Raw genomic sequence first — 16,411 nt, 5'->3', positions numbered from 1 at the left:
AGCAGATGGAGCAACTTGGCAAGTATGGTTTTCTTCGCAGAGATTATCTGAAGAATCATCGAAATTCAACCTATCAGGTGATGCTTCTGCAGGACACCATTGGAGAGCATCTTCTGGAAGTAGATAAGGCAGCCAGAGAACGGGAAGAAGTGATCCTGAAGCAGTTGGAAGAAAAAGAACCATTGCCAGACAAAGAAGTAGATCAAATGGCATGGGTAAGAGCTGCCAATCAGCATAGAGCGATTGCAGAAGAGATTATCCTTAAAGAATTGATTTATGTATAAACGTTACCAGTAAACAATCTGGCAGATAACTAATGAAAATTGAATATTGTAAGCGAAGTAAGGCGTGAGTCATAAAATATGACTTGCGTCTTTTTCTTTGCCTGAAAGGAAGTGATAAGTTTGAACAAGAAGTTTTTGAAGCATTATATGGAAACCAATCCAGAAGGGACAGCACAGACCTATATCTTTCTGGTGGACAATCAGGATATAGCGTTGAATATTGTGATGTCAGGTTATCAGGCACTTTGTCTGGTGCAGGAAGATGACGGGTATTATTTCAGTGCAGATTCCTTTATAGAGGAAATGAGATCTATTCAGTTTACTGGAAGCTGTCAGAGTGCCTATCATTATGTGACTGCCTGTACGGTGAAGTGGATGAATGATAAGTTACAGACATTTTTCAAAGACGCTGGTCTTGATGGAAAAGCGGGCTGGCAGTTGTTCAAAGAGAAAGAGTATCTTGGCAAACTGGATAATCAGAAGGAAGTTGAAAAATTACTGGAACAGTATATTCTTCGGTTTGAGCGAGATCCGAAAGAAGAACCGGAACTGAGCCGTTTTCACTTATTTGATGCAAAAGGGAATGTGAAAGGTGTCCGGGATATGGAGATTGTAGATTACCTGGTGGAGAATGTTCAGTTTTTTGTGGTGGGAATCACACCTTATTATTATGAACACGGCGTTTTCCTGGAAGACCATGATGGGGTAAGAATGAAATACCGTATCCAGAAGCTGATCTATCGTGACCAGGTACAGAGTGGAGTGATCAAAAGAATCTATAATCTACTGATCACACAGCCAAAAGTTCACCGAGAGGCATATGAACTAAATAAACAGCCTGTGCGGTGGATCAATTTCAAAAATGGATATTATGATCCGGTTACGGGTGAAATGCTGGAACACAATCCAGATTATCTGACAATCAATCAGATAACATTTCCCTATTATCCGGAGGACAGGGAGCAGGTGCTGCAGGGTGGAGAAAATATCAAAAAGTATCTTGCATCGTCTTTACCGAACAAAGAAGAGCAGCAGACATTCTGGGAGTATTTTGGCTATTGCATGACACAGGACACGCAGTTTCAGAAATTCCTTACACTGAAAGGAAATGGTGGAACCGGAAAGTCTGTGGCAGTATCGCTGATCCAGCATGTAGTTGGAATCACCAATATGTCCAGTATTTCTTTACAGGATTTAAATAAACGATTCTATGCGACTGGAATGTATGGAAAGCTGTTAAATGCCTGTGCGGATATTCCCTGCAAAGCAATGGAGAACACAGATGTATTAAAGAAAGCAGTCGGTGAGGACACACTGATTTATGAGAAAAAAGGACAGGATGCAATTCATTTTCACTCTTATGCAAAGCTGCTTTTTTCTACCAATGAAATGCCACAGAATCTTGAGGATAAGTCAGATGCTTTTTATCGTAGACTACTGATTCTCGATATGAACCGGGTAGTAAAAAGTGGTGAAAAAGATCTGCACTTAAAGGAAAAGGTACAGGCAGAATCCGATTATGCAATTCATATGGCGATGATTGCATTGAAAAATCTGTACGAACAGGGAAAGTTCACAGAGAGCGAACACAGCAAAGAATGTGTAAGAGAAGTGCAACGGACGTCAGATAGTATTTGTGCTTTTATTGATGAGTCATTGGTGCGTGCCAAAGGAAAACGTCTGAAACGAAGTGAAGTGTTCCATATGTATGAGGAATACTGCAAAGAGAATGGCAGACAGGGGCATGGTAAATCCAACTTTTTCAGGAATATGACAGATAAAGGTTTCCTTCTGAAGCAGTACAATGGTGAGTTCTATTATCAGGATATTGCAGTTAAGGAAGAAGATTTTTGTCCTGTAGATCCAGAAGAAAGAATACCTTTTGAAGAAACAGATACAGATTATAAACAGTTACAGTTAAATATGAATCAGGGAATTAAGGGCATTTAGGGCAAAATAAGCAAAAAGAAATGTTACCGGAGCAGGAGAAATAATAAAGATAGCTGCCAGAGTACATAAAATTTTGCTTTTTTTACACTGACTGCCCTTTTTATGTATCAACATTTTAGCTGATACAAATATAAGTTTTCCCGAATTTGGGAGAAAGTCCAAAATAAAAGTTAAGAAAGTATGAGGTATGATTATGAGAATGATGAAAAACAACAATAATGAGACAGTTACAGTGATCGGGATCGATCATGGGTATGGAAACATGAAAACAGCCACTAGATGTTTTCCATCCGGTGTAGCCAGATATGACAAGGAGCCAATCTTCCAGAATAATCTTCTTGTTTACAATGGCATGTATTACCAGATCGGAGAGGAACACAAAGAGTTCTGTGCAGAGAAAACGCAGGACGAGGACTATTATGTGTTGACACTGGCGGCTATCGCAAGAGAACTTGATGGGAAAGGAATGAATCGGGCAAAGGTACACATTGCAGCCGGACTTCCCCTTACCTGGGTAGCTACACAGAAAGAAGATTTCCAGAAATATCTTCTCCAGAATGAAAGCGTGGATTTTATATTCCGCAATAAAGAGTATCATGTAGAGTTTGCAGGCGCTGATATTTACCCACAGGGATTTGCAGCAGCCTTTTACCGCTTACAGGATTTCAAAGGAATCAACATGCTTGTGGATATTGGAAACGGAACTATGAACATCATGTATATCAACAATTCCCGTCCATTAGAGAAGAAATGCTTTACAGAGAAATATGGAACGCATCAGTGTGTGCTTGCTGTAAGGGAATCCCTGCTGAAAGAACTGGGAACAGTGGTGGACGATCTGGTGATTGAGCAGGTGATCCGTACCGGGACAGCAGATATTGGTGAGAAATATCTGACAGTCATTCGTAAAGCTGCCGGAGATTATACGAAAGAAATCTTCCATAAGCTGAGAGAACGGGAATACAATCCAGAACTGATGCGTCTGTATGTGGTTGGTGGTGGCGGTTGTATGATCCAGAATTTTGGAGAATATGACAAGAGCCGGGTGACAATTGTACGGGACATCTGTGCCACAGCGAAAGGCTATGAAGCAATGACTGTAAGGAAAATCCAGAGAAACGGAGGGATGCTTGTATGAGAAAAGAACGGAAAATCATCAACACAAATATCCGTTTGAATCTTTGTGATGAACAGGACAGGCAGGCATGGGAATATTTGCAGACGATGGACAGGGAAAAATATAAATCGTACACCAGAGCTGTTGTAGTGGCGTTGAATGATTATTTTTCCAGAGAGTACAGAAATGAAGTAGATCCGTATCTGGAAACCAGAGAAAAGGAAGATGCTTTTCTGGAAAGAGTGGAAACAGCTGTCAGGGATGGAGTGAAAGAATCTGTTCCGATGGCTATAGCGAAGAATCTGATGGAAATGCTTGTACCGTTTGTAAAAGAATCGGTAGGAGAAAGTGATCTGCCGGACAGAACACTAACAATGGAGAAAACGGATGGAGAGATTGCAGAAGATAATCTGGACTGGGAGAAAGAAGCTGATATGGATGCAGCACTGGATTTTGCAGACAGTTTTTAGATGGTTATGAAATAGCAGTAACAGGAAAAAAACTGACAGTAAGGAGTAGCTTCACAAAAATAGAATAGCAGAAAAAACAATGGCAGTGATGGCATTTCAGACGTTATGAATTGGAGAAATGTTTATGACTGCTATTTTTATGTCTTTTAGCAGAAATGGAAAGAGATCCAGAAAAAGAAAGACAGAAATAACAGGAAAATATAACAGAAAAGCGTTGGCAGATGGGTGGATTGAACAAGCAAGGCGAAGAAAAGAATAGAGTGCCGGATACGGCACATGATTGTCCGATACTTCGCATCGGAGTGATGCATGAACAGTCTGTTTCAGAAAGAGAAAATCTATCGAAATGGAAGCTTTTCCATTTCTTCCACAGTCTGTCCCTGCACCACAAAACCACCGTCATCTCCATCTTGATCTGATAACGTAGGGCGGAAAATATGGCTTGGTGGGTGTCGATTCAATGGTGGGGAGATGACAGGCAAGTTTCGCAAAGTGGCAAGCCACTCTGCACCGGAGCCAGCCTTTGGGCTGTTCCTAAACTTGCCAGAGGGCTCTGCCCCTTGGAACCCCGGCACGTCAATAGCGTAAGTATCCCTGCGAAATGTCCACCGGACATTCCTACGGAACACTTACTGATTGACTAGGGTTTCACCCTGCACCCACCAAAGGGGCTTTGCCCCTTATGGAATCCCTGTTAATTTTAGCCGAAACGCCGTGCCTATTGATAAAGAATGAAAATCAAGGAAAGAAAGGAGACGAAAGCCTATGAGAAAACGAAATTATACAGTAACCATACGGATGAATAAAGAAGAATACGATCTGTTTCAGAATAAGGTTAAAGAATCCGGAAGAACACAGCAGGAAGTTGTGATAAAAGCAATCGCAGACTTGAAGATAGCATCTGTAGAGGAAGTGGAAGAACTGAAAGGACTGAACCAGATGTTTGCAGACATCCTTTGTCAGCTCCGGGGAGCGACTACAAATATCAATCAGATTGCAAGAAAACTGCATACAGATGGAGAAATCCCAAACGACAGTATGTTGTATTTCCTCAATAAAAATATTCTTAAGTACCGGAAGGAGAGTGAAAAGATATGGCTATTAATAAGACGATTAATAAGCGGACAAATTCACATGGAGCAATGAGAAACTGCATCGAATACGTTTTGCGTCAGGACAAAACAAGTGAGCTACTGACTTATGTAACAGGCCCATATTGTCATGATGAAATCAATTATGATCTGGTGTACAGAACCTTTTTGGAAGAAAAGAAAATGTGGGATAAGGATACCGGGAGAATGTATGCCCACAACATTATTTCCTGGCATAAGGACGAGCAGATTACTCCGGAGCAGGCATTAGAATTTGGAAAACAATTTGCGGAAACATGGTTCAGTGGATTTCAGACCTTAGTAGCGGTACATAAGGATAAAGAACATATCCACTGCCATCTGGTTACCAATTCAGTAAGTTATGAAGATGGGAGAAAGCTGCATAACACCAAAAAGGATCTGGAACGTATGAAACAGCTTACCAATCGGATGTGCCGAGAACGTGGACTGACAGTTACCGAGAAAGGAAAGCACTTTGATGGGAGCCAGATTGAAAAAGGGGAAGTCATTGCATGGAGCAAGGATAAATATAACCTGTTCTGTCAGCAGGTAAAGGACAGTTTTGTAGCGGACTGTGCAATGGCAGTATTAAAGGCACTGGAAAATTGTATCAGCAAAGACAAGTTTATAGAAAAAATGAAACAGTTTGGATGGAATGTAAACTGGTCAGAGAAACGGAAGCACATCACTTTTCAGAACCAGGATGGGAAGAAGGTGCGAGACAGCAATTTGTCAAAAACATTTCATCTGGATATCAGTAAGGAGGGATTGGAGAATGAATTTAATGGAAATAGGGAAAAATCCAGAGCTGCAGCCGACAGAGACAGCAGAGCAAACGACGAACTCAGAAACTATTACAGAGAGCTTGACGCAGCCATCACAGACACCAGAGGAATCATCGATCAAACTCAAAGTGGAGAGGGATATTCTCGTACAAAGTTTCGAAAAAGCGAAAGAGTTCATGCGAACACAGAAAAAGCAGATACAGACACTGGAAGAAGAGAAACAGATAATCTTATTCGACAGGCAGAGATTGCGAGAAGAAGTTCGGAAATCAACCGTAGAAATTCAGCGTCTGACAACCGAACTGTCCGAAACGCAGAAATTGAATCAATCGCTTCAGCAGAGCAACGACGATCTGAGAAACAGAAATGGCTTAATGAGCAGGAACGAGCAAGAGCAGCTCGAAGAAGAAATAAAAGACGTTCGGGACCAGAACTCTAAATTGCAGATACAGGTGAATAAATCATCTGTTGAGGCAGTAGATGAAGCACAGAAGAAACAGAAAGAAGCAGAAAAAAAGATAGAGCAGGCAGAATTCAAAGCCCGTAACGAAAAGAAACATGCTGAGCTGGAAATTCGTAAAGCGAAAAAAGAAGTAAGGGACAGAACGAAAAACATGAAGGCTATGGAGTATTTCTGGGGAATGGGATACATTACGGTAGTTCTGTTTGCAATTCTACAGAATGGTGCATTTCAACATGATTTCATAGATTTTTTCATGACTCCATTCATGTGGTATGTTCGATTTTGTAAATGGCTGGCATACCCAACTTATGATAATGGATTTAACCAGAAAATAGCATATACGGGTGGAGAAGTATGGGTTATCAGGATTCTGGCAATCGTAGCTGTGCTTTTTATATTGGCAATCGTGATGATAATAACCGTGGAAGTAGTAAAACGATACAAAGAAATGTGGGATGAAATTTCACAGATGTTTTTAATTGGAAGTCTTTCGGGGATAGCAGTACTTGGAAATGTAATCAGAGAGTATCTGCCTGTGAATTTGATCCTGCTATTTGTGTTCATCAATATGGGAGTCGTATTACTCAGAGTGTATCTTAGAAAGAAGTTTGAGTATATGTAAATGCATGGTAATAATATCTAAAAACAGAAGATGCATTTTTAGTAAAAACCGCTTTTGAAACAAACACGAATTGATTTTATAATAAAATGTTGATTGTCTCGAATTTTCCTTGATTTACAGGAATTTTCAGAGGTTAGCACATCAAATTTACTACTAATTTACTACTTTCGGATTGAGCCTTGATATGCACTACCCGAAAACTGGTCTACGGATATATCATAACGGAGCATAAGCTCAAAAAAGATTTGCAGACTTGGGTGTTGCCCGTTGTTCTCAATGTTCGCAAGGTAGCGAGGGGAAATAAACATTTCGTCGCTTACTTTCTTGCGGCTCTCTTTTCTCCCTGTCCGCGCTGCTTTTATCGCTTCTCCAAAAGTCTTGAAGTCATATTTTTCTACTGGTCTTTTTGCCATATTCATTCACCCAGTTACATTTTACTGTTCCCCTTTCTCTTTGGATATGTCTATACAATTCCTATAATGCACCAAAATAATTCACAATCAGACACTTGTTATTATTCGTCTGTCCGCGTACAATTATACTGATAACGTGTAAAGAAAGGACGGGTACAGATACTTTGCAGCCAAAACCGCATACCGGGCGTTTCAAAACTGGGGTATATGTGGCTGATACCAAAGGAGGCAGAAAAACCCGTAGACGGACGCAGGAAACATTTCAAAGAATAGAGATGAAATGCACGCAAGAAAACCTTACATCAAATGTAAGTGGTGCATTTACACATTGTGCAGTAAAATTCTAATTGTAAAGAAGCACAAATAGGGTTGAGCAAAACGCGAGTTTTGCAAAGTCGAGCCACGATATATAGGTTTTAAGTAAGCCAAATGGCACTATTTATTGTATAGCCTCATGAACAAATCGGAGTTTTGCTCAACCCCAAAGCGCAAACGAAAACGAGGTGTTAAATATGGATTATAAAAAAAGGCTTTTAGAAGTACGCGACCTGCACAAAGCATATTCCAAAGAGGGCGTTCCCACAAAAGCATTAAACGGAATTACCTTTGACGTTCTCAAAGGCGAATTTTTGGGAATCATGGGAGCCAGCGGCTCCGGGAAAACAACATTACTGAATTGTATTGCTACGGTTATTAAACCAACCTCTGGACAAATTTTGCTCTCCGGGGCGAATATAAGTGCCTTTGACGGTGCTAAGTTAGCGGAATACCGTGGAAATAGAATTGGTTATCTGTTTCAAGACTTTGCTTTGCTTGATAATTTGACAGGCAGAGAAAATATTTTGTTGCCCTTATCCATTCACAATATAGATATTTCCATAGCCGAGAAACGCCTAAGTGATATAGCCGGGTTTCTTGGAATTACTGATGTTCTTTCAAAGTTTCCGGCGCAAATGTCCGGCGGTCAAAAGCAGCGTGTAGCCGCAGCCCGCAGTTTGATTTCTGATCCAGATATTATTTTGGCCGACGAGCCGACAGGTGCATTAGATACAAAAGCAGCGCGGATGCTCATGGAAAAATTACGGGAAGTCAATCAAGCGCAAGGACGTACCATTTTAATGGTTACGCATGACCCTAACGCAGCAAGTTTCTGTTCCCGCATTTTGTTCATACAGGACGGCGTTATTTTCCATGAATTGCGTCGCAAAGTTCCGGCAGAAACACGGGAAGAATTTTATGCGCGCATATTACAGGTAATGGCGCAAATGGGAGGAGGGAGCGCAAATGTTCTTTAACCTTGCATGGAGAAAATCCAAACGTAGCCGTAACGAAAATCTGATTTACTTTCTGACAATGGTAACAGCGGTAGCGGCATTTTACATTGTGCTTTCTCTCGGAGCGCAGGACGTGATACGCTTTTTAAGTAGCCTTGAAAGCGACGCCGTGGAACGGCTGCTTACAAACCTTTTGCCTACTGTCTATGTTTGTGCATTATTATTTGTATTTTTCCTTGTAGTATTTGCAAATAAGTATCAGCTCGAATGTCGCAGTCGGGAATTGGGGTTATATTTGATGTTTGGTATGACAAAGACCCGATTATTTACGCAAATTATGGCGGAGGGACTTATCACTTCACTTGTCGCTCTTTTGGGTGGACTTATCTGCGGTGGTTTTCTATCCGAAGTTATTAGCCTTGCAACGTCGCGTTTAGTCGGACACGGGATTATTGCGCATCAATCAAGTTTTTCATTAAGCGCAGTTTTCTTTACGATATTGGGATTTTTAATCATCCAATGTGTGGCGCTGTTTATACTATGCGGAAAATTGTTTAAGAAAGAAGTCCACCAGCTGCTTTATGGAGAAATGGCAAAAAAACAACACACGGGCAGCACACACGGAAGTTTGCTATCCCTTGTAATTGGTACGGCAGTTTTACTTGTTGCATACTGGGTTGCCATAGAACACTTCATGGCTGGCGGTGGTGTAATGCTGCTTGTTGCTGTCCTGCTCGGAATTGCCGGAACAATTCTTTTTATCCGAGGCATTGCCCGGCTTTTAAGTATAGTAGCTGCTTCTAACAAACGGAAAGCGACAAATGGACTTTATGTATTTACTTTGCGACAGCTTCACGAGAATGTTGTTTATAAATATATTTCAATTAGTGTTGCGTCTATTCTGATGATGCTTACCATTATGTTTATTGCAAATGGTTCTGCAACGATTATGTCCCATGGGAATGAATTGACAAGAACTTCTGCTGTCTATGATTTTACAGTAATGGGCGAAGAACAGAATGTTGAGCAATACCTTTCCGACAACCAAATGCGAGTTTATGTAGCTAATCTGAACCGTATGGAAACAGGGAACATGAAACATCCTGCTTCCGGGGAAATGAAATCCTTTGTTGACTGGTCTGTATTAAGAAAAGAGATTGTTCAAAACTTGCCAGAGGGTGTAATAGACCCTGCTACACAAGAAGCTGCCAGTTACGAATTAGGCTCACATCAATCCGCAGCCCTTAATCTGCTTGGATTTATTGATACGGGGAGTGTTGCTCCTTATATGATCCCAGTTTCATCATATAATCGTTTGTTGGAAGCCGCAGGAGAAAAGCAAATAAATCTTGAAAATGACGAAGCTGTTTTTTACCTCAATCCGGACTTTTTAGAAGATGAACAGGAAGATACCGTTGCTCTGTTAGACAGGATTGCAGAGAACGCACAGACAAACGGTAATGCGTTGATTTCCATTGACAAAAATCCGGTTACACTTGTTCCGTCTGTACCGATGAAAGGACTTACCGCTGATGAAAATGTTAAAATTGTAACCGCATTGATTGTTTCCGACGAGATATATCGTAACTATGTAGACCCGGACACATGTTCTGTATATTGGAATTTCTGTATTCCGAATGAGCTTTTAGAAGCAAACGGACTGATGCTGTCCGTAATGGAAGCACGCGATTTGCTGAAGCCGTCCGGTCTGTATTACGAAAGCTATCTTGATAATTTCGGGCGGCAACTATTTTATCTTATCTCCGGGAGTTACACGACTTTATATATGGGCTTTATGCTATTGATTATTGCGTGTGCATTGCTTGCTTTGCAATTCTTAACACAAATGCAATCGACAAAATCAAGATATTTGACACTCTCAATTTTGGGTGCGAGGCGAGAACAGATAAAGCGGTCAATTTATAAACAAGTTTTATGGTATTTCCTGCTCCCCCTAATATTGGCTTGTATAAGTGGTACGGTTGGTCTTTATGCAATGCAGCAACATTTATACTCTGACAGCACAAGGATCGGGCAATCTTATCCGTTGTTGATTATTATGGCATTTACGGTCGTTCTTATTATGGCAATTTACGGTGTGGCTGTTGCCCGGACAGCTACGCGGGAAATCGGAAAAATAAATTACAAGCCTAATTCATAACAGGCTTACGGGAAAGGAGGTGGTCGTATTGGCACGAATTATGGTAGTTGAAGATGATGTTTATATGCGGGAAGAATTGATTGATTTATTGAGAAAGTCGGGATATGAAACAGCCTCGTTATTTGATTTTGAAAACGCAGTATCGGAAATTACAGAGTATTCCCCCGATTTGGTTTTACTCGACATAAATCTTCCATTTCATTCCGGCTTTGAAATCTGCAAAGAATTAAAAGCAAAGGAGCTTGGAACAGTGTTGGTATTGACAGCAAGAGATAAATTGCAGGACGAACTTCACGCATTAGGATTGGGAGCTGATGACTACTTAACAAAGCCGTGTAATATAGAGCGCCTGCTTGCCCGCATTAAAAATTTATTACGACGCAAAGAGGAACAGATACGGCAAGGTTTACTGGACGGGAATGGATTTTTACTTGACCCAAACACCTTTACCATCTATGTGGGAAAGAGTTCTTCCCTCATGCCTCCAAATGAGGGGAAAATATTGCTTGCGCTTTTGAAGAAAAGCCCTGAGCTTGTTGCCAAACATGAGCTGTGCAACGTGCTTTGGGGGACGGAAGAATACATTGACGAAAATGCGCTGCAAGTAACCTTTACACGATTGAGGAAAACGCTCCGTGAATTTGGTCTTGAAGAACGGATAGAAACAGTACGCGGGCAAGGCTACCGCTTGAAAGAGCAGGCGCGATTATGAAGAAGCTAAAAATACTTTTAACCTATATTTCCTCTAATCGTGTATGGATTATCACACTTGCCTGTTTGGACTTGTTCTTTATATTCCTTGCATGGTTGGCTAATCCCGATTATTATATCAACTATATTGCATTGATAATTTTTGTATCATTTGCCGCATTTGCTATTCCTCTTGCTATTTCAATCAGAAAACGCAACAGGGCAGACGCTATTTTTCGGCATTTTCTATTGGAACCGAACGATACCAACGAATACTTACTGTGTGAAGCTGTTCCCGCAGTATTACGCCCTTATATCTGTGAATTGGGGCAGCATTTGAGGACACAGCAGGAATATATCAACGAACAGAAAATTACAGTTACAGATTATGAACACTACATTGAAAATTGGGTACATGAAATTAAAAAACCGCTATCCCTTATGACCTTGCTACTGGACAATCGAAAAGATGAAATGTCCCCTTTGGTTCATACCCGTATGCTGTATGTACGCGACCATACCCGACAGGATATAGAACAAATTCTGTACTTTTCAAGGCTTGGGGCTACTCATAAGGATTACTTTTTTGAGCCGCTTTCAATTCTTGAAACTTGTCGTGAAGCAGTTGAAGATAATTTAACGCTTCTTGAAGAAACCGGATTTTTTGTTGAATATACCGAAAACGATTATCAAGTGATTTCTGACAAAAAAGGTTTGATGTTCATTTTAGGACAGATAATCAGCAATAGCGTGAAATATGCGGGGAACAATCCTGCTCCCCAGATTCTCTTTTCCATTGCTGATAGTGAACAGATTTCTTTATCTATTAAAGACAACGGCACAAGCATACCGTTGTCTGACTTACCATTTGTTTTCGACAAGGGGTTTACTGGAGACACGGGCAGTTACCTTAGTCGTTCTACGGGTATGGGGTTATACCTTGTTCAGAAAATGGCAACTGACCTGTCCATCACGGTGGAGCTAAAAAACAATTCTTACGGTGGAACAACCGTAACCTTGACGTTTCCGAAAGTGGAGCGTCCATTTGGGAGGAAATGAAATGCAGTTACAAAACGAAACAATAAAAGAACACGCGCCAATAAAAGGCTTGCTCATTGATTGGTTGATTATATTTGGAACATATCTTTTTATCCGTGTATTCTTCGCCCTCTTTGGACTTCATCAAAATATTGTTCTTTTAGGCTGTTGCCTTGCGATATTGCCATATCTTTTGGGGGCAGTATATTTACAGAAATCCCACAAGCAATGTCCATTATGGCTTTCTACATTGGCTATTTTAATACCGTCCATTGTTGAAAAGATAGCGATATATTTATTCGGTGCGTACTTATACAATTTAAGCCCGATAAATGTTTTAGGAGTTATGGAAGCGATTAAGAGTAACGCGCCATACACAAACTTCATTAAAAATCAATCAGCACAGAATTTAATCAATCTATCATATTTTAATTGGACATACATTCTATGCAGTATAGCTATTTCTGTTTTGGTTATCTTGCTTTTAAATCAGACAAAACAGAAAAGTAATAAAGGATAAAGAGAACTTTTTGAAATTGACATAGTATAAAACATCTGCCGGACGACGGCAAAAAAAAGCTGTCGTAAAGCAGACATATTTTCACGCGCCTATTCTATCGCGGCGGCTTTGATTTTTCAGAGCCGCCGTTTCTTTTCGTCTATCCCAAACCTACGACGACCCGGACACCGTGAATTGACACGGCGGCATTTAGGAGGTTTTGCCACCGTGTCTACTTTTGTATTCCATTGTACCCATGAGCTTCATCAATTAAAAAAAGCATAGCTCCACCTCCGGGCAGGTCTACCTATGAGTATGAACTGTCAAATCATCTAAATACTGCTTACATTTCCTTTGCGTCCGTCTGCGTCTTGCAGACGGGCGCATTTTGTCTGTTCAAAAAAATTTTTGAAAAAATTTCCGAAAATGTTCGGCGTTTTTTCAAAACGCAGTATTGCCAGACGAAAGGGGGGAAGCACCACCAACTTTCAATGAGGAGGTGAGAATGTGGAACCTAATAGCAGGGAATTTTATAAGCAATGTTCTTTTCAGAAGTATTGCAATGCGGTACTGCACAACGAAGCGTGCGACGCTCATAGAGAGCTTCGTACACATATCCTATAAAAAATTTGCAGGAAATCGCTCTATCGTAGAACGATTAAGAGATTATGAATATTAAAGTAATGGATCCGGATACTGCACCAAGGTATAAAAAGTATATTCCATATTGGGCATAATTTAAGTTTCGCTAAGTTTCACTTATATAGGTGTTTGAGAAAAATTTAATAGAAAAAACATGAAAAAAGCACTGAAAACCGTTGGATTATTGGTTTTACAGTGCGTTTTCTTTTGCCAAAGGAAAAAAAGCAGTGAATTTAAGTTTTGCTAAGTTTCACTGAGTTCTGATTTTGCAGAGCGCCATTGTTTCTTAGGTTCAAACTTTCCGCAATCATCACAGGTATACGGCCAGTTGATTTTCCATTCAAAATACTCATCTCTGGTAATCTCACCGGATTTCAGTTCATCCATCCGAACTACCCATTCTTTCAGAAAATCATTCAGAACCCCATAATCAAACCACATACAGACAGGAGCATGGGCAGGCCAGCTATCATTGTCATGGTAGTAAACGGAAGTGTCAGCTACTTCATTGCATTTTTCACCGGGAAATTTCCGAGGGAGAAACAGATGCAATGCAGATGGATTAAATTCATCCAGCCAGAAAAGCAGTTCCATCATTTCGGAAGCGTCACGTCCAGCGGTATCATAGAGGGTATAAGGATTGACATCAAGAGCCTTAGCCATTTTATCAACCAGATCTTTTTTTGGAACACGAACGCCTTTTTCATATTGTACAATTCTATGCTGATCGGTCAGTCCGATCTTCTCTGACAGTTCTTTTTGTGTCATTTTCCGGAATGTCCGGATTTTTTTTAGTTTCAGATTAAAATTCATAAAGTCACCTCTGCATTAGTCCTGATAAACATCCGTTAAAGATAGTGAAATCAAGAAATGAATAACTATTTGTCCATATTATAACACAAGTTGGCAGAAAATCAATAAAAAAGAGTACAAAAAAGAACCTAAAACGTATGAAGTGCTATTGACATTAGCAGTAACGGGGGATATAATGGCATTAAATCGAAATAGGTACAAAAATGTATACCTATAAAACTTTTGATTATTGAACCTTGAAAATTGAATGAGCTGTATGGGTGCCTTTCGGGGCTTAAAGGTAACACAGGATTCCACCGCTGTATCAGAGAGTAGTATGTGGAAACCGAAGATACTCCGGCAACGGCTGGTATGCTTGAGAAGAAGCTGCCAGTATTCAGAAAGATTACTGATAGAGGTCAATTGTAACGTTGACACCGCCATATACAAATGGAAGCCAACACGCCGAACAGAATGGAAAATCATCGTAAGAAGTCCAAACAAAAAGTATATGTACTGACAACGGGCATAACCGCTGTCTGGGAGGTGATGCAGAAGAATACGGAGGAAAGGAGGTATGTGCATCATGAGAAAAACAACAGAGTATAAGGCTGAGAATCGTCTGACGGTAGATATTGAAGGATTAATGGCAATGTTATCCTGCGGAGAAGTAACTGCAAAGAAAATTGCAGATTATGCAGAAGCAAGAGTGATTATTGGAAGACGTGTTCTTTATAACGTGGATAAGATAAAAAGATATCTTGATGCAATGGCAGTGTAATGAAAGATGAGAAGATAAAATATAACAACTTTCCTTCGGAATGAAAAGTAAAAAAGGGAAAATATTCCTGTAAAACAGGCAAATAAAAATTAGCATTTGGCAGGAATTTACCCTTGGAAATCATAAAATATTATGTTAATCTGTGAGCAGATATCAGACAGTAAATGACTGATACCGACAGGACAAAAATCATTCCGAATAACGAAAAATGAAGTGAAAGGAATGATTGATATGGCAAGAAAAGATAATAAAGGCAGAAATTTAAAAACAGGTGAATACCAGCGCCCGGATGGACGTTATGAGTATCGCTACAAGGATGAAATTACCGGAAAGCGTAATTCGGTTTATGCAGCTGATCTGGCGAGTCTGCGAGAAATGGAAAAGAAGATCAATAAGGATATGGATGATCTGCTTATTACAGACGCATCAGTTAAGAAGCTGACTGTAAATACTTTGTTTGAGCGATACATGGCAACAAAGAATATCAAGGAAAGAACGAAAAAGAATTATATCCGTATGTGGGACTATCGGATACGAAATACTTTGGGAAATATTCGTGTTGTAGATTTTAAGACATCTCACGTAAGGACGTTCTTTTCAGCATTGTCAGATGAAGGACTGGCACACAGCACGATCAAAGGTCTTTATGGCTTATTGAATCCCAGTTTTGAACTGGCAGTGGAAGACGGGATTATCCGTAAGAATCCGGTAACTGGAACACTTGGAGATTATGGGGCTCCGGCAAAAGAGAAAGAAGCACTGACACTGGAACAGCAGGAAAAACTTCTGAAGTTTGTTGAACAGAGTAATGTGTATAAGCCTCATCTTCCAATGATGCAGGTTATGTTTGGGGCTTGCCTGAGAGTGAGTGAAACCATCGGCTTAACCTGGTCAGATGTGGATATGAAGAATCGGGAGATCCATGTAGGTGGACAGCTTGTATATTATGAAGGTGATGAAGGATATTGTTTTCATGATTCAGAAACCAAAACGGATGCAGGAATCAGAGACATTCCTATGACACAGATGGTATATGATGCGTTCCGTAAACAGAGAGAGATGAACTTGATGCTTGGTTTGCAGAGTAATGTAGAGATCGGTGGACGCAGTGGATTCATCTTCAATACAAAGCATGGACGTCCGATTATGCCAGCGGGAGTGAACAGCTTTCTGAAAAATATTGTCAATGCCTATAATAAGAAAGAAAGCAAACTGGCAGAAGAAGAGAAACGAGAGCCGGAGCTGATGCCTCCCATTTCATCGCATGGTCGAGTTATAATAAGGACAAGTTAGAAAACTCCAGTAAATACAAGGGGTT

Annotated in this window: 15 protein-coding genes and 2 pseudogenes; 15 read left to right on the top strand and 2 right to left on the bottom strand. The window is 40.4% G+C overall.

What is annotated here, in order from left to right; genetic code table 11:
* The 7 genes from G5B12_RS16265 to G5B12_RS16235 form a co-directional block, all read left to right on the top strand.
* A partial coding sequence (locus G5B12_RS16265; protein WP_174088856.1) for a TnpV protein occupies positions 1-284 on the top strand: 284 nt, incomplete at its 5' end.
* 111 nt (positions 285-395) lie between these two features.
* Entirely contained in the window at positions 396-2,234 is a 1,839-nt protein-coding gene (locus G5B12_RS16260; RefSeq protein WP_334297809.1) for a DNA primase family protein, read from the top strand.
* 193 nt (positions 2,235-2,427) lie between these two features.
* Complete coding sequence (locus G5B12_RS16255) at positions 2,428-3,372, top strand: ParM/StbA family protein (RefSeq protein ID WP_174088853.1); 945 nt, start codon at positions 2,428-2,430, stop codon at positions 3,370-3,372.
* Positions 3,369-3,821 (top strand): hypothetical protein, encoded by a 453-nt coding sequence (locus G5B12_RS16250; RefSeq protein ID WP_174088851.1) that lies wholly within the window; start codon positions 3,369-3,371, stop codon positions 3,819-3,821. The genes G5B12_RS16255 and G5B12_RS16250 overlap by 4 nt, the downstream gene beginning before the upstream one ends.
* Before the next feature lie 765 nt (positions 3,822-4,586).
* The gene (locus G5B12_RS16245; RefSeq protein ID WP_173788388.1) at positions 4,587-4,967 is read left to right on the top strand and encodes a plasmid mobilization protein; all 381 of its coding nucleotides are present in this window, start codon (positions 4,587-4,589) and stop codon (positions 4,965-4,967) included.
* The gene (locus tag G5B12_RS16240) at positions 4,916-6,157 is read left to right on the top strand and encodes a relaxase/mobilization nuclease domain-containing protein (RefSeq protein WP_173788389.1); all 1,242 of its coding nucleotides are present in this window, start codon (positions 4,916-4,918) and stop codon (positions 6,155-6,157) included. The genes G5B12_RS16245 and G5B12_RS16240 overlap by 52 nt, the downstream gene beginning before the upstream one ends.
* Entirely contained in the window at positions 6,093-6,803 is a 711-nt protein-coding gene (locus G5B12_RS16235) for a DUF6040 family protein (RefSeq protein WP_244096128.1), read from the top strand. The genes G5B12_RS16240 and G5B12_RS16235 overlap by 65 nt, the downstream gene beginning before the upstream one ends.
* 197 nt (positions 6,804-7,000) lie before the next feature.
* On the opposite strand, the pseudogene G5B12_RS16230 reads toward G5B12_RS16235, so the two are convergent.
* Positions 7,001-7,216 (bottom strand): annotated as a pseudogene (locus tag G5B12_RS16230) (helix-turn-helix domain-containing protein); the annotation flags it as partial.
* Between the two features lie 512 nt (positions 7,217-7,728).
* Between G5B12_RS16230 and G5B12_RS16225 the strand changes: the two are divergent.
* The 6 genes and pseudogenes from G5B12_RS16225 to G5B12_RS17685 all read left to right on the top strand — a co-directional run.
* Entirely contained in the window at positions 7,729-8,511 is a 783-nt protein-coding gene (locus G5B12_RS16225; protein WP_173788390.1) for an ABC transporter ATP-binding protein, read from the top strand.
* Positions 8,501-10,651, top strand: a complete 2,151-nt coding sequence (locus tag G5B12_RS16220) for an ABC transporter permease (RefSeq protein WP_174088849.1) — start codon at positions 8,501-8,503, stop codon at positions 10,649-10,651. The genes G5B12_RS16225 and G5B12_RS16220 overlap by 11 nt, the downstream gene beginning before the upstream one ends.
* 28 nt (positions 10,652-10,679) lie before the next feature.
* On the top strand, positions 10,680-11,363 hold the full coding sequence (locus G5B12_RS16215; protein ID WP_243871028.1) for a response regulator transcription factor: 684 nt from the start codon (positions 10,680-10,682) through the stop codon (positions 11,361-11,363).
* Positions 11,360-12,400, top strand: coding sequence for a sensor histidine kinase (locus tag G5B12_RS16210; RefSeq protein WP_174088847.1), 1,041 nt, complete (start codon positions 11,360-11,362; stop codon positions 12,398-12,400). The genes G5B12_RS16215 and G5B12_RS16210 overlap by 4 nt, the downstream gene beginning before the upstream one ends.
* Position 12,401: 1 nt before the next feature.
* Positions 12,402-12,899: a hypothetical protein gene (locus G5B12_RS16205; RefSeq protein WP_173788393.1), complete on the top strand. Its 498-nt coding sequence runs from the start codon at positions 12,402-12,404 to the stop codon at positions 12,897-12,899.
* 486 nt (positions 12,900-13,385) lie between these two features.
* Positions 13,386-13,493: pseudogene (locus G5B12_RS17685) on the top strand (RNA polymerase subunit sigma); the annotation flags it as partial.
* A 270-nt stretch (positions 13,494-13,763) separates the two neighbouring features.
* Here the strand turns inward: G5B12_RS17685 and G5B12_RS16195 are convergent.
* Positions 13,764-14,333, bottom strand: a complete 570-nt coding sequence (locus G5B12_RS16195) for a helix-turn-helix domain-containing protein (protein ID WP_173788394.1) — start codon at positions 14,331-14,333, stop codon at positions 13,764-13,766.
* Positions 14,334-14,898: 565 nt separating this feature from the next.
* Here G5B12_RS16195 and G5B12_RS16190 point away from each other — a divergent pair.
* Both G5B12_RS16190 and G5B12_RS16185 read left to right on the top strand, forming a co-directional pair.
* Positions 14,899-15,093: a hypothetical protein gene (locus G5B12_RS16190; protein ID WP_012744323.1), complete on the top strand. Its 195-nt coding sequence runs from the start codon at positions 14,899-14,901 to the stop codon at positions 15,091-15,093.
* A 231-nt stretch (positions 15,094-15,324) separates the two neighbouring features.
* Positions 15,325-16,386, top strand: coding sequence for an integrase DNA-binding domain-containing protein (locus tag G5B12_RS16185; protein ID WP_244096127.1), 1,062 nt, complete (start codon positions 15,325-15,327; stop codon positions 16,384-16,386).
* The last annotated feature ends 25 nt before the right edge of the window (positions 16,387-16,411 follow it).

This window comes from Blautia sp. MSK.20.85 (genome assembly GCF_013317245.1).
Classification (GTDB): domain Bacteria; phylum Bacillota; class Clostridia; order Lachnospirales; family Lachnospiraceae; genus Blautia_A.
The sequence above is the reverse complement of the archived record's forward strand: the minus strand, read 5'-3'. Positions and strand labels throughout refer to the sequence as shown.